Here is an 18489-nt window from a genome sequence, read left to right as displayed (position 1 = left end):
AAACAAAAAAAGCTAGAGAAATTCTCTAGCTTAATTTATACCGTAAAATGTTTTTATTCGGCTCTCTTCGCCTAATACAATAAGTGTATTTTTATCCGCGAATTTAAGCACTTCTTTTGTATTGGCTTCACTTTGCGAGACACAACCTAATGTGTAATTGTATTTTGGTGAATCGACATGATAAAACACAGCGGATCCTTTACCTTTTACACGGTTAGCGTTGTATTTCACTTCCATTCCATAGGTGTACTGCGGAATTTTCATTTTTTCATCTGCAGAACTTGAGGAATTGCGTTCTTGCCAAGTATTATAGTATTTGTCGTTGGAATTAGAAACCCAGTAACTTCGATTGGTAATTGCTTTAAAACTAAGCTTTGTGCCGGGATTACCTTTTTGCCCGAAAGCAAGGCCTGTACGGTAAACACCCACTGGTGATCCAGAACTTTTCTCAGAGAATTTCGGATCGAAGCCCCATTTGCCGATATGACTAGCAAAATGACGAACTTCATACCAATTGCCCGCACTATTTTTTTGGTAAAGGTATGTTGTTGCTGTTGTGCCTTTTGGTCGTGTTGTGATGATTGCTTTTTTACTGTTCCAAAGTGCTGGAACGGTGTCCGCAATTGTTGGTTTGCCAATATTTGTAAAGGCTCGTGAGTCAATCCAACCGATGTTAGTATTTCCTAGCTTGCAATAATACCATTTAGCTCTTGCGGTTTTTCCTTCGCGTGTAATAATCAAAGTCTTTTTGTCGTATTTCTTAGCTGAACCGAGATACTTCACTGTACTACTCGTTTTGTACATTTTGCTATGAATACCATCATTTCGTTTGGACTGATTGACTACCCCTTTTAGGTTGACTGCTTTGTCATAAATGATTTTTTCGTAGGATGCTGCTTCGGCGTTAAAGGAGTGACCAAGTAGGCTAACCATTAAAACAATAATTAAACCGCTTAATAACTTCTTCATTATTCGCTCCTTCTTTTTGAGTTATTCCCTATAGCAAAATTAGCTTATTTTTTACGTTTCCTAAGTAATAAAACTGCTACAAGAATAACTATAACACCCGCTACCACGAAAATCCATTCTGCACCTTTGTCGCCTGTGCTTGGTAAATCTAATTTGTCATCATTTGCTACTTTTATAACGTCCGCAGGTTTTGCGGTTGCGCTTTTGACTGCTTTATTTGTTTCGATCTTTTTAACTTTATCTGGAGCTGTTACGACTGCTTCATTTTCTTTTTTGGCTGGAACTTGATACGTTACTTCTTCGCTAAAATTACCTGCTTCATCAAATGCATAAGCGGTGATTTGTTTTGGTGTTGTAGCCCATTCCGCGTAAAAATTGCCGTCTTTATCCGCTTGTACTACTCCTTCTCCAAAATTTTCATCTTCGGGAGAACTCATGTAGACACTTGCGAACGGTGTAGTTTTACCAGTGAAAATTTTTGTTTCAACATCAAAATTCATGTTTGTAATTGTCAGTTTAGCGGTTTGTGCTTTGACTAAATAATTGAGCTTGACTGCAGTTGTTTTGCCGTCTTCGCTATTTCCGAGCAACGTTACTTCTTGAATGCCTATTCGCGCTGTGCTTAGCTTGGAGTTAGCCGCTAATCGGTAATCCGTTAATTTTGTACCCGTATGTTCGGCTAGTGTTTCGGTAAAATCATTGAGCGCAATCTTGCTGTTTTGCTCATAGGAGTAGACTTCCGGTGAATCAGTAATATCGATTGTTGTCTGCACTTTAGTCTTTTGTGGTGGTGTTACTGATGTATCTTTGCTAGGTTCTGCTTTTTCTTCAGTAATTATATTTTTAGTAGAATTAGTTGTTTTTTCTTCTGTGGGCGTTGAGTTGTTACCATTTTCATTTGTTTCAGCGTTTGCTGCCAATGAGAATGGAATGATTAGACAAGTTACTAATGCTGTGAGCACCAGCCCGTGGAATTTTTTCATAATAAATTCCCCTTTCATTTTGCTTAGTTTAATCATAAGCAGAAATGTGGTGAAAGTCAATTTTAAATTACAGTTTTGTTACAATTATTAAAACTGCGCTACAAAAAAAGGCTCACTAAGAATGAACTTAGTAAGCCTCGAAATTATAATTCGATTGGTCGATCTAGTTGATAAAGTCGCTTGTAGCGTGGTTCTTCTGCCATTAATGCAGCATGTGGACCTTCCATTAGCGTTTTTCCTTCTTCTAAAAATAACACGCGGTCCATTTTTTCTGCCCCAACTAAATGATGCGTTACCCAAATAAGTGATTTATCAGCTAACGTTTCGAAAATCGTCGCTAGTAAGTCGCGTTCTGTTATTGGGTCCAGGCCAACTGTTGGTTCATCTAAAATGACAATCGGTGTATTTTGCAGCAAAATCCGAGCTAGCGCGATACGTCCTCGTTCTCCGCCTGAAAAACGTTCGCCCATCTCACTCATTTGTGTATGGTAGCCATCTGGCATGCTCATAATAAAATCGTGCAGTTGAACTTTTTTCGCAGCTTCGTATACTTCTTCATCCGTCGCGTCTTGATTTCCCAGCCGAATGTTATTTAAGACAGTTGTGCTGAAAAGATGCGCTTTTTGGTTTAGCATCGAGGTTAATTCAGGGATTTGTGGTCGCAAGTTTTCTACTTCAACGCCGTTCATTGTTACTTTCCCGGCAGCTGGAAGTAATGCCCCTTGAACTAATTTAAGAAAAGTTGATTTCCCAGTACCGCTTCGGCCGATAATCGCCACTTTTTCGCCTTGTTGTAACGTGAAGTCAAAACCGTTTAAGATTTCTGGTGACTTTTTATCGTACGCGAAAGTTAAGTTTTCCGCTTTTAAAACAACTTTTTCAGTGTTAATTCGCTCGATTTCGTTCGTTTCTTCTTCAAAAGTCGGTAACGTCGGGTCTTCTATTTTGTCTAAACGAGCAAGTGAATCTTGGTATAACGATTTGTCACTTATAGCACCTGAAACTGGCACAAATGCTTCTGCGAGCGCCATTATCGCCAAAACAAAAGCGGCAATCATCGTTCCCGAAAACGCACCATCACGCGACTCTGCTGTGCTCCAATAAACCATTACGATAACCATAAAACCAACGACTAGCTGGCTAAAGAAATCGCGCCAATTAACAAAATGAAACTGTTTATTTTCTGTTCGAAGCATGTCCGCCTCGTCTTTTTCGTAGTTCGAAATAAATGTTTTTTCACGTCCACTAAATTTCCAATCACTAATCCCAAAAACAGCATCAGTGAATTTTTGATATAGACCATTTCGACCTTGTTTTAAATAAGCGTTCTTCCCGCGAGCATATAAAAGTGAGACCCATGGTAAAACAAGTACGAGTAAACCAATCAAGAGCACGAAGAGTGCAGCGAATGGAATTGAAAATGCTCCAAGCGCGATAACTACTCCGGCATAAAGTACCAAGCTCACAATTGCTGGCAGCATCGTTGTTAAATAGAAATTTTGCAAATGCTCAATATCGCCAGCCAAAAGACCAAGAATGTCGCCAGTTTTATAGCGTGATTTTAGTAGTAAAGCTTGCGGTTCGAGTAAACGATACAAGCGCACACGCATTTTTTCGAGAATTCTAAGGACGAGTGAATGGCTCGAAAGTCGTTCCACATAGCGCGAAACCGAGCGCATAATACCAAACGCTCGTACTCCAACGGTCGAAATGTACACAGCCATAATCGATTCCGGCATCAAGGACGATTTCGAAATCAAATGGCCCGACGTGAACATAAGCGCCCCAGCTGACGCAAAAGTAAGTGTTCCAAGGAAGATGACAAGTAAAAACAAGCCGCGGTTTTCTTTAATATATGGGATAATCCAGCTACTTTTCCGCATCATACTTCCTCCAATTGGGCTTTGACTAAATTGTAATAGAAACCTTTACGCGAAAGTAATTCTTCGTGCGTTCCAGTTTCGACCACAGCCCCGTGGTCTAAAACGATAATCCGGTCCATTTCAAGCATCCAGTGCAAGCGATGCGTTGCGAAAAAGACAAGTCGATTTTCAAATAAGTCGAGCATTGGTTTTTTTAATTCATATTCTGTTTCAATATCTAAGTGTGCTGTCGGTTCATCCATTAATACAACCGGACGATCTGTCAAAAATGCTCGAGCAAGCGCGACACGTTGTTCTTGTCCGCCACTCAGCATCCGCCCAGCTTCCCCGACAAGCGTGTCATAGCCATCTTCAAGTCCAGCCACAAGTTGATTCAAGCCAGCTGATTCGGCAGCTTTTTTCATTTCTTCAGCAGAGGCATCGGGATGATAAAAGCGAATATTCCCAGCAATCGTATCGTGAAAAAGATACGGATGTTGCGGAATGTAAGTAACTTGAGTTTGCCAATCAGTCGAAGCAAGCGCCGCACCACTTTCCCCATTCCAGCGAAAATCGCCCGAAGTTGGTGTCAAAAAGCCACTCAAAACATCAATCAGCGTTGATTTCCCAGCACCCGTCGCGCCAATAATCCCAATTTTTTCAAAACCTTTCACGGTGAAACTGGCTTCATGAAGCGAATCGGCATCATCTACGCCATGTTTTACGGTGATATTTTCAAATGAAAACTCGGTATTTTCGGCAAAAGTTGTTAGCGGTAGCGCGGCCATTTCTGGTTGATCTGCTTTGGCTTGGTCAATAATCCCTTGAATGACGCGGCCAGCTTCTTGTCCGTCGAGTGTGGCATGGTAATCCGAACCAACTTCCCGAACTGGTAAAAAGTATTCTGGCGCAAGGATTAAGACACTCAGCGCAATCGGCAAGTTCATATTGCCATCAATCAGCCCAAGACCGAGGAACAATGCAACGAGCGCAATCGAAAGCATCGTAAAGAAATCGAGCGCAAACGAAGACATAAACGCCACACGCAATGTTTTCATCGTCGCTTTGCGGTAACGCGAACTAACCGAGGCAATTTTCCCTTCATGGTCGTGACTGAGCCCTAAATAGCGCAACGTTTCCAACCCTTTTAGCGAATCTACAAAGTGATTGGACAGCACACGATACGTTTCAAACTGCGAATCAGCTTGCTTTTTCGCAGCTAATCCTAAAATAATCATAAATACAATTAAAATCGGCAAAGTAATCATTAAAATAAAGGCCGACGTCCAGTCTTGAAAAGCAATATACACCCAAATCATCGCTGGAATAATTGCCATATTCATCATTTTAGGTAAAAACAGTTCCAAATAATTCCGGAAATCCGCCACACCTTCCATAACCATCGTTACAACTTTCCCAGTTCCTTCCGCTCGAGCAAAACGTGGTCCAAGTGCAAACAGGCTATCCAGCAACTCTTCCCGCATCATTTTCGCCAGTTTCGCAGCATAACGGTAAACGATTTGTTTCTTCCATACATTCAAAAAGTGACGCAAGAAATAGGCCCCCGCGAAGAGACCTATTTGTATTGTGACTGATTGAAATGGATGCTCGTGAAATAAATCGGTAATTGCACGAGCTAAAGTTATCGCCATCACGATAATCGCAGCACCTTGAACAAGCGTGAAAACTGCGAGAATCGCCATTATTTTTTTAATTCCTTTGTAGTTCCTTAAATCTTTTCCCATTAATACGTCATTTTCTCCTTACTAGAAACGCGCTTACGGAAAACATAGTAGCTCCAAATTTGGTAACCAAGAACAAACGGCAATAGCGTAACGGCAACTATCGTCATCACACTAAGCGAATATTGTCCGGAAGCTGCATTTTCTATAGTTAAATCAAACGCACTGTTGATAGAACTGATCATTACACGTGGGAATAGTGACACGAAAATCGTTGCAATCGTGAAGACAATTCCAAGTCCGCCGAATGTAAATGCCAAAATATCGCGGTCTTTCCAGATGAAAAGGGCGGATAGCAAGTACATTACGACTACAATTCCAATCATTAGCGGTACAAGTACAGGTCTAACTTGGAACATATCTGTATTGAAGTAAGCAAGTACAACAAAGATTAGTAATGCTGGTACAGTAATAAACCAAACCCGTTTCGCCATACGACGAGCGCGGTCTTGAATATCTTCTTCTGTACGTAAAGTAATAAATAGTAAACCGTGAAGTAGGCACATAAGCGTAATCGTTACGCCGCCCCATACGGAGAATACAGTGATGTAATCAAAGAATCCAGCATACATATCCATATCACTATTGATTGGCATACCTTGAATCAAACTAGCGAATAATACACCGAACAGGAATGGCGGTAAAATACTACCGAAGAAAATAACCCAATCCCATGTTTTCACCCAAAGTGCCGAATCTTTTTGACCACGGAATTCAAAAGAAACACCACGGCCGATTAGCGCAAGTAATAGGAATACTAGCGGAATATAATAACCACTAAACATTGTTGCATACCAGTTAGGGAAAGCGGCGAAAATCGCGCCCCCTGCAGTTAATAACCAAACTTCATTTGCATCCCAGAACGGCCCAATCGTATTAACGAGTACGCGGCGTTCCAGTGCATTTCTAGCCATAAAACGTGTAGACATCCCAACACCAAAGTCAAAGCCTTCAAGGAAGAAGAACCCAATGAACAAGATGGCGACTAATAAAAACCATAACTCATTTAGTGACAAAGCTTTCATCCCCCTTATCAAACGGATCTACGGAAATCTCTGCTTTTTCTGGTTTGTGTCCGTCTGGTCCTTTTTTAATTTCGCGTATAAATAAGTAAACCAACAGAATGGCTAAAATCGTATAAATCGTCGAGAACGCAATTATCGAGAATAAAATTTGTCCTGCTGAAACGTTTGGCGATACAGCATCAGCGGTTTTCATGTAACCGAAAACTACCCATGGTTGTCGCCCTATTTCTGTCATAATCCAACCCATGGAATTCGCCAGGAACGGGAATCCAATCATTGGAATCATCAAACGTAAATACCATTTTGCATTAACAAGTTTTTTCTTCCAAGCAAGCACGATACCGATTAGCGCGAATAAAATCATTAACATACCAGCGCCAACCATGATACGGAAGCTCCAAAATGCTGTTTTAACTGGTGGGATGTAGTCACCTTCACCATATTTTTCTTCATATTGTTTTTGCAGGGTGTTCATACCTTCAACACTACCAGTTAATGTTCCGTAAGATAAGAAACTTAGCGCGTATGGGACATTGACTTCCCATTCGTTTTTCTTCTCTTCCGGGTTAATTTTGGCAATCATCGTCCACGGAGCAGGGTCGGCTGTATCTTCCCATATCCCTTCCGTCGCTGCCATTTTCATTGGTTGTGTTTTAACCAAGTATTGCGCTTGCGAGTGACCACTGAAAGCCACACCAAAACCACCGATTACCGCCATGACCATTGCAATTTGGAATGATCGTTTAAAGAAGGCGACATCTTGTTTTTTGAGCATCTTATACGCACTGACACCGGCAATGAAAAAGGCCCCAGTGGCAAATGCCCCGAATATAACGTGCGGGAATTCCACAAGTAGTTGTCCATTAGTAATAAGTTGCAAGAAGTCATTCATTTCCGCACGGCCATTTTTAAATTCAAAACCAACCGGATGTTGCATAAATGAGTTCGCTGCTAAAATCCAGAAACTAGACATAATTGTTCCGATTGAAACAAGCCAAATACAAGCTAAATGTAGCTTTTTGCTAAGTTTATCCCAACCAAAAATCCAAAGTCCGATGAACGTAGATTCCATAAAGAATGCAAGTAACGCTTCGATTGCAAGTGGTGCACCGAATACGTCCCCAACAAATCTAGAGTAATCCGACCAGTTCATCCCAAACTGGAATTCTTGAATAATACCGGTTACGACACCGACCGCGAAGTTAATAAGGAAAATGTGTCCCCAAAACTTCGACATTTTTTTGTAAATTTCTTTCCCCTTCACGACATACAACGTTTCCATAAGAGCAACCATAAATACAAGTCCAATTGAAAGTGGTACAAATAAGAAATGGAAAATTGTTGTTGATGCGAATTGAAAACGGGCTAAAAATAGTTTATCCACCCTTTTCTCCTCCTTTTTAAGCTAAAAATTACTGTTTCGTTCCTTGATTTGTGCTTCTTTCTTAAAAACCTTGTGAAAAACCGCCCAAAGTGACGCCTCCAGTTGCTCTGTAATTCACAAAGCATAATACAATAATATGTAATCCTTATTTTCCAAAGATTTAGGAACTAGTTAAGAAAGATTTTTACTTTATAATGAGTTCTATATGGAGTATATTTTATCCTATTTTGCGGCAAATTTATTTAGTACTTTCGATGTTATTTTGTTTTTGTTAGATTGTGATGATTTTCGCAATTATTATCTGGCTGTAAATGTTGGTAAGGCTTATTGCTTTTTATTTCACAATAACTTTCATAAAAGTATCATTTCGCATAATGAGCATTAAGACCTATTTAATTTATTCCGTTTTCGCAGTTCTTGGAAAAAACTTTTTAACATTTCGCTGCTTTCGGCTTCCATTAATCCAGCTTCTACTTCACACGTATGATTAAATCGGTCATCTTGAAGCAAATTCATTAATGATCCCGCTGTTCCGGCTTTTGGATCCTTTGCCCCGTAATAAACCTTTTCAATCCGCGAAAGCAAAATGGCACCGCTACACATCGGGCACGGTTCTAGCGTAACGTACAGTTCTGCACCGCTGAGTCGCCATGAATTCTGATGTTTACACGCGTCTTGAATGGCAAGTAATTCCGCATGGGTCACTGCATTTTGGCTCGTTTCACGCAAATTATGCGCCCGGCCAATAATTTCTCCATCTAAAACAACGACTGCACCAATTGGAACTTCCCCAATTTCTCGTGCTTTCTCGGCTTCTTCAAGCGCTTGTTGCATAAAGAAAGCTCGTTCCATCTATGCACCTCATTTCTAAAAAGTCACTTACAGCTATTTTAGCATAGCTTGGATTAGATGTAAGAACAATCTGCTCAAATTTTCACAGGAACACTTTAGTTGCTTTCACGGAGCATTTATATTACCATATATTAATACTAGGTACTAAAACAAAATTATCAAAATATACAATCTACTTATAAAGGAGAGTCATTATGAATTCAGAAAACTTAATCGCTCCAGAACTTTATAATATTACTGACGAGATTGCTAAATTCAGTTCTGAAAAAACTGCTTTAATTTGGAAAAACGACCATGACGAAACAAAAACATGGAGCTACCGCCACCTACTTGAACAAGCGAACAAATTTGCCAATGTGGTTAAAGACGCTGGGATTAAAAAAGGCGACCATGTAATCGTTATGACACCTAGACTACTAGAAACTTACGCTATTTATATGGGCTTATGGAAAGCTGGTGCCATTATTATCCCGGCATCGGAGCTACTTAAAGCGCACGACTTAGAATACCGCATCCATCACGCAAACGTAAAAGCAATCGTTTCTTACAATGGAATGACTGCCGAATTTGATAAAATTGAAAATACGCCTTCCGTTTCGAAAAAAATCATTGTTGGTGATAAATTATCTGGCTGGGATCATTACGAAACATTGATGGAAGACGCTTCGACCGAGTTTGAACGCGTAGAAACTTCTCGCGATGACGCTTGTCTGCTTGCTTTCACGAGTGGAACAACTGGTAATCCTAAAGGTGTTGTACATATCCACGGTTGGGGTTACGCGCATATCCGTATTGCGGCCGATCATTGGCTAGATATTCACGAAGACGATATCGTTTGGGCTACAGCTGGCCCCGGTTGGCAAAAATGGGTTTGGTCTCCCTTCCTTTCTGTACTTGGAAAAGGCGCGACTGGCTTCATTTACAACGGACGTTTTATCCCTGAAAAACAACTTCATTTACTGGAAGAAGAAAAAATCAATGTGCTATGCTGTACGCCAACAGAATACCGTTTAATGGCAAAAGTGAACAATCTGCGCGAACACGATTTAAGTTCACTTCGTAGCGCCGTATCAGCGGGCGAACCTTTAAACCGCGAAGTAATTCAAGTTTTCCAAGACAATTTTGATGTTAAAGTTCGTGACGGTTACGGCCAAACGGAGAGCACGCTTTTGATTGGGACACTTGTTGATACGCCGATTCGCCCGGGTTCGATGGGCAAACCGATTTTGCCAGAATACATGGCGATTATTGATGCTGATGGCAATCCGGTCGGCGTTGGTGAGATTGGTGATATCGCGATGCGTAGAGACTTCCCGGCACTTTTTAAAGAGTATTATAAAGAACCAGAACGTTTGCAAAAAGCGATTCGTGGCGACTATTTCGTTTCTGGTGACCGAGCTATTCGCGATGAAGATAATTATTACTGGTTCCAAGGCCGGAATGACGATATTATTATTAGCTCGGGTTACACGATTGGACCGTTCGAAGTAGAGGACGCGCTCACACATCACCCAGCCGTAAAAGAAGTCGCTGTTGTCGCAAGCCCCGACGAAATCCGCGGAACCGTTGTAAAAGCATTTATCGTCGTAAAAGATGGCTACGAGGGCACCGATGAGCTTGTGCATGAATTACAAACATTTACGAAAGAACAAACTGCTCCATATAAATATCCACGCCGGATTGAGTTTGTTGAGGCATTGCCGAAAACGGATTCTGGGAAAATTCGCCGCGTCGAGTTGCGTGATGCGGAGTTTGCTAGTGTGCATGGATGATGTTGTAGAAAAAAAGGAAGTCCTCAGTTGAGGACTTCTTTTTTATTTATTCGCTGTACCATTGTTTTTCAGTGAAGCCGTGCTCTTTACGAAACGCTTCTGTATATTTTTGAAGCAAGTAACTTTTGACAAAGTCTGGGTAAAAAAAGCGCACGGGAATAGCTACCAATAGAAATACAACAATAGCCACTAATAATATTTGACCCAAAGGAACTAACATTGTAGAAATCCACGAGTCGTCATTTAAAAGCCAAAATTTATTCATTCGATAAATCTGCATACCCGCTATAACAATAACAACTCCATAAATTAAGGACTTATCAACAATTTTTCCCCACAAAGGAATTTTAATTGTTGAATCAAAGTCTGCTAATTCGTTTATTTCGAGGTATTGTAAATATTTGTAGATTGCAAAGCTAACCAGTGTAACACCACCAACCGCGCTAATAGTTTGGATCACAATTTGCGCTATATATTCATCTTTTATTCCCGCTGAAAATGCTCCGAATACAAACCATAATCCTAGTGAAAAAATAACCGATATAATACTAAAAATAATAGAACAACATGAATAAAATCTTGATAAATAGTTTTCTGAGAAACTTTTTAAATTTATCTTGAAAAAATAAATGATTGTGACTAAAACAACAACCCATTCTATTAAGGCAAATACCGGGCTGCTAACAACCCAACCAGAGAAGGTGCTCGCTAATAGGATTTCAATACTGATGATAATTGCAAAGATAATATATCTCAGAAGCAACATTTTTTGGTTCATTGTTTTTTCTATGGTTGTCTTGTTGATTACTTGATTGGCTTGATTAAAGCTGATTTTTCGGATGATTTCTTTGTTGAATAATATATTCGTCAGTTTCATTCCCCGTACCATTCTTTTTCTGTAAACTCATATTCTTTCTTGAATTCTTCTGCGTACTTTTTATAGATATATCCGTCTACCACAGCTGCCGTATTCAAAAGAAGCGTTGGAAGCAATGTGATTATAACTAAAATTGCTACACCTATGACCATAAGGATTGCTGATAGAATTGTTCCCGCGAAGGTTCCATTTAATCCCGAGAGAGCATCTGAATTAGATCCGTCAATCCACCATTTATTAACCCGATAAAATTGCATCCCCGCAATTACTATTACTATAAAGGTCACTAAAACCGCAGATAATATTTTAACAGCCTTTATCGTTCCTTTTTTCTTGCCTAGCTTTCCATCATTTGCTAAATACTTTGTCCGAACATTTTCAATTAGCTTGATCTTGGTGATATACAACGATAAGCAATATCCAAATAAAATATACAGACAAGCAGCTATTCTATTTATCATTATACTATCTGATATTTCAATCGACGTGATGTAAAAAACAAAGGTAGTTTGTGTAAATAAGTATACAGACAATGCGTATGCTGCATTCTTGAAATAGAGACTACTTCTAAAATACCCTATGCAAATCCCTATAATTATTATGGATGCGAGAATCGGAAACACGTACCAGTTATATCCCGAAAACAAGCATATTAGCCAAGAAATACTAGCGAATACGAATATTTTTAGCGTTCGGGGAAATATTTCTTTACCCGTGCCGTTTAGAGTTTCATATATGTGGTGTAGTGAATTTTTTTCTAAGGTGTTTTCAAAAGAAATGGAATCTAGTAGTTTTGATAATGTGTTCATTTTTATATGTCTATTCACCATACCATTCCTTATCCGTGAACTCGTATTCCTTTTGAAAATCCGCCGAGTGCTTTTTATAAATAAGACCGTTCACCACAACTGATGATTTTAAAAGAGACGTTGGGAATAGCGTGAATAGTGCTAAATTTGCTAGGCCGATAAATATAGAGAAAATGTATATAATAGTTCCCGCAAAAGAGTCATATGAATAATCGTAATTGTCGCTGTTATTCCACCAATCACTATTCATCGTATAAATTCGCGTTACCAGCATAGCAACTACCAAAGAAACCCCTAAAATAGTGGCTATTATTTTTAATACCTTTATTGTTTTTCTTTTTCTGATTAATTTTCCATCATTTATCAGGTAGTTTATCTGCACATCTTCAATTAGTCTAATCCTTATAATGTAAAAAGAGAGGGCATATCCTAATAAAATATATGTAATAGCAAATGTTTTAGTTAAATCTGGATTTCTCCAAGGCATCCAAACAGAGAAGAAAAACAGGACTGCAGTTTGTGTTATTAAGTAAACAGAGATTGTGTATGCTGCATTTTTAAAATAAGGTTTACTTCTAGCATATCCTATGAAAATACCTAGGATTATAATAGATGCGGTGATTGGAAAACCAACCCCTTTAGCCCCAGAAATCAAACATATAAGCCAAGAAAAACCAGCTAAAATGTATAGTTTCAGCGACTTGGGCATTACTTCTTTTCCTGTGCCATTTAAGTTCTCATATAGCCGATGCATTGAATTTTTTTCTAAGGCGTTCTCAGAAGAAACGAAATTTATTAGTTTGGTTAGTGTGTTCATTGGTTGCTCCTCGCATTTTCTTGTTGAAATTCTGTTGCATATTTTTTTAGCAAGATACCGTTTGTAATTATTTTTGGATTAAATACTAATGTTGGGAGTAGCGAGAAAATAATTAGAAGTAGTAGCAAAAAAATCCCGCCGACTAATACCACTAAAGCTCCGAGCCATTCATTTTGGATAGATATTACACTTAGCGAGCTATCATCCCCAGTGAACCACCATTTACTTAGTCTGTATATTTGAGTTCCAAGGATAACCATTACTAGCATTCCTATTAAAAGTTTAGAAAATCCTTTATCCCATATTTTAATTGATGCGGATTTTTCCAGGTTGATATTATTGCTTTTTAGATAATTTAATATCATTGCTTTACAGCGGAAATAGCTAAACACCGCAATCAAAAACAAATAACACAGCGCTACTAAAATGTAAAAATCTCCGAAAGGTCTATCGCCATTGACTCTTATTCCTAATATTAAGCTCACGGTAATAGTCTGGAGCATTATATATTTAGCTAGCTGCCATCCAAAGTCTTCCAAAAGCTTGTCGCTAGACTTCAAAGTACAATAATAAATATAGCTTATTACTATAATTAGAATAAGGATGATTGTTATAACTATAGAATTTTTTAACGGCAAAAGTGCCATAAATCCACAAAAAAGTGCAAGAATAAACAGTTTCAGACCTCGTGAAGTGTCGGTCTCTTTTGCGCTTTCGTCTCTTATATCTAGTAACTGATTAGCTTCCTTAAAAGAGATTTTGATTTTCATAAAAAAACTCCATTTCTATCTGTAATTTCATGAAGATTTGAGTTAGACTTCCCGCAAGTCTTTTGAAGCCATTTTATCACAAAAACACCGCTCTTTGCACTTTAAATCACAAACATTTCCCGCTTTCGTCCCACAAAAAAAGCCAGCAACAGCGCTGGCCATTTTTTAGCGATTTAATTCACTTGCCGCTTCCTCATCTAGCACGACTGTGAAGTTAGGGTGTAATTGGAAAATGGAGCTTGGAATATCTTCTGTCACTGGGCCTTGCAGCGCTTTTTTGATGATGGCTGCTTTTTTCTTACCGTTTGCGAATAGGATGACTTGTTTTGCTTGCATGACGTTTTTTGGTCCCATTGTTACGTAATATTCTGGGACTTTTTCTGCGTCACCGCCTACTTCTCCGAGCAAAATATCGAACATGTCTGGGCGTGATTGAACGGAAACAAGGCGGGTTTCGTCACCGAATTTTGTTACGCCGGGCAGGTTTCCGCAAAAATGACCGTCTTCGCCAATGCCAATTAAAATTGCGTCCAAACCGCCTACTTCTTTCAAATGAGCTTCGTGTTCTGTATAGTTTTTCGTGTCTAACATATGAATTTGTTCTTCCGGGATTCCTGCTGGATCAAAATACATTGCTTTTAAATTGGCAATGGTTACGCCGTATTTTTCGTCGCCGATAGGAATTTCGTCAAAATTATAATAGCTTACATTCGTCAGTGGTGCTTTTTCTTTCATTTCTTCCACCAATAGTTCGTACATTCGCTTAGGTGTAGAGCCTGCCGTGATGGCCAAATGCACTGATTTGTCCTGATACATTTTTCCTAATAGCAGTTGCATCGTTGTTTTACTCATATTTTCGTAGTCTTTTTCCACAATAATTTTCATTTTTTTCACCTCTCGCTTTGAATTACCTTTATGATAAAGTGTATAGTAGCTATAGAGTCAAGACGAAAGGGTGATACATGTGGAACCGCTTTTTTCCATTGGGGAAATGGCCAAGAAAAGTCAGCTCTCCATCCAACGACTGCGTTATTATGACAAAATCGGGCTTTTGGTCCCTGCTTTTACCGATCCTGCTTCTGGATACCGCTACTATAAAACGGCTCAAGAAGAACAACTCAATCTCATCCAAGCGCTTCAATACATGGGGTTTTCCTTGCAAGAACTCAAACAATATCTCGACAAAAACACATCGGAAAGTTTGCCCGATTTACTTATTAAATATCAGCAAAAATTAATCGATGAAGAAGCTCGCATTGCTCGTAAAAAGTGGCTTATTGACCGATATCAAGGCTTGTTAAAACGGGAAACCGAAAAGGCAGAGCAACTAACTGCTTCCCGACTTTTGCTTACAGAACCACTCCTCACTCCTGTTCATGCGGATATTCTAAACGACCCTGTTTTCCATCAAGAAGTTCAGAAAACCGTGAGCCGACTTGGGCTTTCGAAAAGTTATTTGCAGTTTCCCGGTTATTTTGTTTTAGGCGGGCAGGCTTATCTTTTTGTTGAGCTGGATCATTCGATTGGCGCGCCCGGCGAACGTCATTTAGCATCAAGTGAGCGGCAGGCATTTGTCACTCCTCAAAACTGGCAAACGCCGGCTGAAAATGCAGATTACCTTTTACAAGAAACGGTTGCTTGGATAGATCAAGAGCTGGTTCGTGGTTATTCCTATGAAACAAAATTAACTTTTGAATAGATATTTTAGCAAGATTGGTTATAATAGAAAGAAATAATGTGGAGGTGAGTGCCGTGGAAATCAAGCAAATCAAGGCAAAAGATACGCAGGACATTAGGCACCGGGTTCTTCGCCCGGAACAACCTGAAAGTAATGCGATTTATCTACATGATGATTTGGAGGATACGTTTCATCTAGGCGCTTTTGAAAATGATGTTTTACTCGGGATTGCGAGTTTTTATCTGGAAAAATCGGCTGTTATTACGAACCCTACGCAGTACCGTATTCGCGGGGTGGCGACTGAACGGCGGATGCGTTTGAAAGGCTTAGGTACGGCGCTACTCGCGGATGGGGAAGCGGAAATTTGGAAACGAGATGCTGATCTTATTTGGTGCAATGCGCGGATTGTTGCTGTTGGATTTTATGAAAAACATGGCTATCGTAAAGTCGGCAAATCGTTCGTCATTCCCGGTATCGGCGAACATTACTTAATGACAAAATTGAATCCAAATAAAAAAGTGGATCAAGATAGCTGATATCTTGGTCCACTTGCTTGTTATAATTTAGAATATGGTTGCGTATGAATCATCCAAGAAATGCCGTATTCATCGACGAATTGGCCCATTTTACCGCCCCAAAACTGCTCTGCGAAAGGCAGTGTTACATTAACTCTTCCTGATGAACTCACTTTTTCAAAGAAAGCATCGGCGTCGGCTACTGCCGCTGGATCCTCGCTGTTAGAATCGAGCATAATGGAGATTTGGTTGGATGGCTTTACTTCTTTTCCGAAAGAATCTGAACAGAACAAATTCGCGCCAAGCACTGTAAATCCACCGTGAACTGTGGTGTTTTCTAGATTTTCTTTTGCCAGACCGAACATTTCGCTTTGTTCTTCGGTCACTGGTAACCTCGTGATATTCGTTGCTCCGAACACTTCTTCATAATATCCTAAAGCCTCTTTTGCATTTTCAAAAGCTAAATACGGGTACATTTTTGCCATACAAATCGCTCCTTTGTTTTTGAGACACTAGTTAGAAAATACCCAATTCATTTTAGCTTAAACTATCTCGGGGTTTTTAAAAATTCGGCGCCATGTTTTGCTCATAATCACAAGGCAAACGGTGAACGCGCCTAAATCTGCTAGCGGGAACGCGTACCAAATACCGTCTAAACCAAAGAACTGCGGCAAAATAAGTAAAAGTGGTACTAAACAGATGATTTGGCGCATCAACGAAATGATAAATGAAATTCTTGCTCGACCAAGCGCTTGATATAACCCACCGCAGACAATTTGGAAACCAATTGTTGGTGCGGCTAGTAGCATAAATCTAACGGCGTTTGTTCCTTGGGCAATTAGTTCTGGGTCGTTAGAGAAGATTCGCACGAGTAATCCCGGGAAAATTTCTACTAAGCCCCAAGCAACTAGTGACATTACAGTCGCAGCAATCATCGACACTTTGACAGCTTTCATTACGCGTTCAAATTGTCTGGAACCATAGTTAAAGCCTACGATTGGCTGCATGCCTTGTGTGACACCGTTGATCGGCATAATGACGAACGACGCAATTCGGTTCGCAATCCCATACACTGCAATCGCCATCGTTCCACCGTAAATATTAAGCATCCAGTTTACCGCAACAGTTACGATACTCCCAGCAGACATCATAATGAATGACGGGAATCCAATTGCCATAATCCGGCGAATCAGTGGGAAATCCATTCGGAATGAGAATCCTTTTAAAGATAAAGTACTTTTGCCCGATAAAAAGTAAATCAAGAGCCAAATCGCGCCAACTGCTTGTGCAATAACAGTCGCAAGTGCTGAACCGCGGACGCCCATACCAAATCCCATAATGAAAATTGGGTTTAAAATCATATTTAAAATGGCAGAAATAATCATTGTTAACATCGCTGTTTTAGCGTTACCTTCCGAGCGAACGATATTATTCATCGCCATCGCAAAGGTTTGGAACACAGCGCCTAGTAATATAAGTGATAAGAAATCACTGGCAATATCATGAATATCCGCTGGCGCCCCGAAAAGCGTAATAAGCGGATCTAAGAAAATAAAGGTAACTATCGCGATAAAAATACTTGAAATAAGCACTAACCAAATAACTTGGTGGAATACTTTATCCGCGTGTTTTTGTTCGCCGGCACCAAGCGAGCGGGAAATAATCGATGCACCACCAATCCCAAACATCGCTGCCATCGCCATCAGTATCATTTGAACCGGGAAAGCAATCGAAAGTGCCGCAACCCCTGATGGCCCAACGCCGTACGACACAAAAATCGTATCAACAATATTATACATCCCCATAACAAACATACCGATAAATGCCGGAATCGACAATCGCGCCATGAGTGATGGAATGCTATCTTCACCTAATCGTTTACTCTGTTCTTTCATTCAGCTTCTCCTCCTTCAACTGCTATAATCGCATTATCAGACAAACGTCCTATCAAATGCATTAAATCATCTTTTTCTTTTTCGCTAAACCCGGCTGTTAAAAGCGCGGACCATTCTTCCGTCACTTCTTCAATTAAATCACGCATTTTAAAACCAGTTTCTGTCACAAAAATCCGTTGAATACGTCTATCTTTCGTATCGATTTCGCGGCGAATCATCTCGAGTTCCTCCAGACGCTTAATATGCCGCGTCACACTCGCTTTATCGACCATAAACCGCTTCGCCATCGATTCTTGGGAAATACCATCTTCTTTATAAAGTGTCCATAAATAACGTAATTGACCTATATTAAGTCCAGTTTCTAGTAATTTTTTATTTTTAAAAGTACTTTCTGAACGATGAATAATTGCGATGGCTTTCGCTAAACTTTCGTGTCTCTCTGCCATTTATCCGACTCCTCATAAAAAAATCCGCCACATAATTAGTTGCGGCGTCAACCATTATATTATAGCAACAATTTAGTTGACTGCGCAACCTTT

The 18489-nt window shown here is 39.8% G+C and carries 18 protein-coding genes; 3 read left to right on the top strand and 15 right to left on the bottom strand.

The window, feature by feature from the left end:
- Positions 1 to 30 precede the first annotated feature (30 nt).
- The 7 genes from HCJ55_RS09445 to tadA all read right to left on the bottom strand — a co-directional run bounded on the left by HCJ55_RS09445 (position 31) and on the right by tadA (position 8817).
- Positions 31 to 969: a GW domain-containing glycosaminoglycan-binding protein gene (locus HCJ55_RS09445; protein ID WP_185517923.1), complete on the bottom strand. Its 939-nt coding sequence runs from the start codon at positions 967 to 969 to the stop codon at positions 31 to 33.
- 44 nt (positions 970 to 1013) lie between these two features.
- Entirely contained in the window at positions 1014 to 1952 is a 939-nt protein-coding gene (locus HCJ55_RS09440) for an LPXTG cell wall anchor domain-containing protein (protein WP_185517921.1), read from the bottom strand.
- 143 nt (positions 1953 to 2095) lie between these two features.
- Positions 2096 to 3835 (bottom strand): thiol reductant ABC exporter subunit CydC, encoded by a 1740-nt coding sequence (gene cydC, locus HCJ55_RS09435; RefSeq protein WP_185518015.1) that lies wholly within the window; start codon positions 3833 to 3835, stop codon positions 2096 to 2098.
- Positions 3835 to 5559 carry a thiol reductant ABC exporter subunit CydD gene (cydD, locus tag HCJ55_RS09430; RefSeq protein ID WP_185517919.1) on the bottom strand — a complete coding sequence of 575 codons (1725 nt, stop codon included), beginning with the start codon at positions 5557 to 5559 and terminating at the stop codon, positions 3835 to 3837. The genes cydC and cydD overlap by 1 nt, the downstream gene beginning before the upstream one ends.
- Complete coding sequence (gene cydB, locus HCJ55_RS09425) at positions 5559 to 6572, bottom strand: cytochrome d ubiquinol oxidase subunit II (RefSeq protein WP_185504314.1); 1014 nt, start codon at positions 6570 to 6572, stop codon at positions 5559 to 5561. The genes cydD and cydB overlap by 1 nt, the downstream gene beginning before the upstream one ends.
- Entirely contained in the window at positions 6559 to 7965 is a 1407-nt protein-coding gene (locus tag HCJ55_RS09420; RefSeq protein ID WP_185391865.1) for a cytochrome ubiquinol oxidase subunit I, read from the bottom strand. Before HCJ55_RS09420 ends, cydB begins: the two co-directional genes overlap by 14 nt.
- Positions 7966 to 8346: 381 nt before the next feature.
- Positions 8347 to 8817 (bottom strand): tRNA adenosine(34) deaminase TadA, encoded by a 471-nt coding sequence (tadA, locus tag HCJ55_RS09415; RefSeq protein ID WP_008948948.1) that lies wholly within the window; start codon positions 8815 to 8817, stop codon positions 8347 to 8349.
- A 194-nt stretch (positions 8818 to 9011) separates the two neighbouring features.
- On the opposite strand from tadA, the gene mbcS reads away from it, so the two are divergent.
- Positions 9012 to 10589 carry an acyl-CoA synthetase MbcS gene (gene mbcS / locus HCJ55_RS09410; protein ID WP_185517916.1) on the top strand — a complete coding sequence of 526 codons (1578 nt, stop codon included), beginning with the start codon at positions 9012 to 9014 and terminating at the stop codon, positions 10587 to 10589.
- A gap of 46 nt (positions 10590 to 10635) precedes the next feature.
- Here mbcS and HCJ55_RS09405 read toward each other — a convergent pair whose 3' ends face one another.
- The 5 genes from HCJ55_RS09405 to HCJ55_RS09385 form a co-directional block, all read right to left on the bottom strand.
- On the bottom strand, positions 10636 to 11466 hold the full coding sequence (locus tag HCJ55_RS09405) for a hypothetical protein (protein WP_185517915.1): 831 nt from the start codon (positions 11464 to 11466) through the stop codon (positions 10636 to 10638).
- Positions 11463 to 11873 carry a hypothetical protein gene (locus HCJ55_RS13935; RefSeq protein ID WP_260451380.1) on the bottom strand — a complete coding sequence of 137 codons (411 nt, stop codon included), beginning with the start codon at positions 11871 to 11873 and terminating at the stop codon, positions 11463 to 11465. Before HCJ55_RS13935 ends, HCJ55_RS09405 begins: the two co-directional genes overlap by 4 nt.
- Before the next feature lie 412 nt (positions 11874 to 12285).
- Complete coding sequence (locus HCJ55_RS13930) at positions 12286 to 13092, bottom strand: hypothetical protein (RefSeq protein ID WP_228464326.1); 807 nt, start codon at positions 13090 to 13092, stop codon at positions 12286 to 12288.
- Entirely contained in the window at positions 13089 to 13862 is a 774-nt protein-coding gene (locus tag HCJ55_RS09390; protein ID WP_185517913.1) for a hypothetical protein, read from the bottom strand. Before HCJ55_RS09390 ends, HCJ55_RS13930 begins: the two co-directional genes overlap by 4 nt.
- 165 nt (positions 13863 to 14027) lie before the next feature.
- Complete coding sequence (locus tag HCJ55_RS09385; protein ID WP_185504309.1) at positions 14028 to 14747, bottom strand: glucosamine-6-phosphate deaminase; 720 nt, start codon at positions 14745 to 14747, stop codon at positions 14028 to 14030.
- Between the two features lie 79 nt (positions 14748 to 14826).
- Between HCJ55_RS09385 and HCJ55_RS09380 the strand changes: the two genes are divergently transcribed.
- Together HCJ55_RS09380 and HCJ55_RS09375 are read left to right on the top strand one after the other, a co-directional pair.
- Positions 14827 to 15561, top strand: coding sequence for a MerR family transcriptional regulator (locus HCJ55_RS09380; RefSeq protein ID WP_185517911.1), 735 nt, complete (start codon positions 14827 to 14829; stop codon positions 15559 to 15561).
- A 53-nt stretch (positions 15562 to 15614) separates the two neighbouring features.
- Positions 15615 to 16076: a GNAT family N-acetyltransferase gene (locus HCJ55_RS09375; RefSeq protein ID WP_185502871.1), complete on the top strand. Its 462-nt coding sequence runs from the start codon at positions 15615 to 15617 to the stop codon at positions 16074 to 16076.
- Positions 16077 to 16096: 20 nt separating this feature from the next.
- Here HCJ55_RS09375 and HCJ55_RS09370 read toward each other — a convergent pair whose 3' ends face one another.
- The 3 genes from HCJ55_RS09370 to HCJ55_RS09360 are packed head-to-tail and all read right to left on the bottom strand — an operon-like array spanning position 16097 to position 18396.
- Entirely contained in the window at positions 16097 to 16540 is a 444-nt protein-coding gene (locus HCJ55_RS09370; protein ID WP_185517910.1) for a VOC family protein, read from the bottom strand.
- A gap of 57 nt (positions 16541 to 16597) precedes the next feature.
- On the bottom strand, positions 16598 to 17950 hold the full coding sequence (locus HCJ55_RS09365; RefSeq protein WP_185480409.1) for an MATE family efflux transporter: 1353 nt from the start codon (positions 17948 to 17950) through the stop codon (positions 16598 to 16600).
- Positions 17947 to 18396, bottom strand: a complete 450-nt coding sequence (locus tag HCJ55_RS09360; protein WP_185504305.1) for a MarR family winged helix-turn-helix transcriptional regulator — start codon at positions 18394 to 18396, stop codon at positions 17947 to 17949. The genes HCJ55_RS09365 and HCJ55_RS09360 overlap by 4 nt, the downstream gene beginning before the upstream one ends.
- Positions 18397 to 18489 lie beyond the last annotated feature (93 nt).

The organism is Listeria marthii, assembly GCF_014227425.1.
Classification (GTDB): Bacteria; Bacillota; Bacilli; order Lactobacillales; family Listeriaceae; genus Listeria; species Listeria marthii.
Note: the sequence above shows the minus strand (reverse complement) of the source record. Positions and strands in the feature narration are given on the sequence as shown.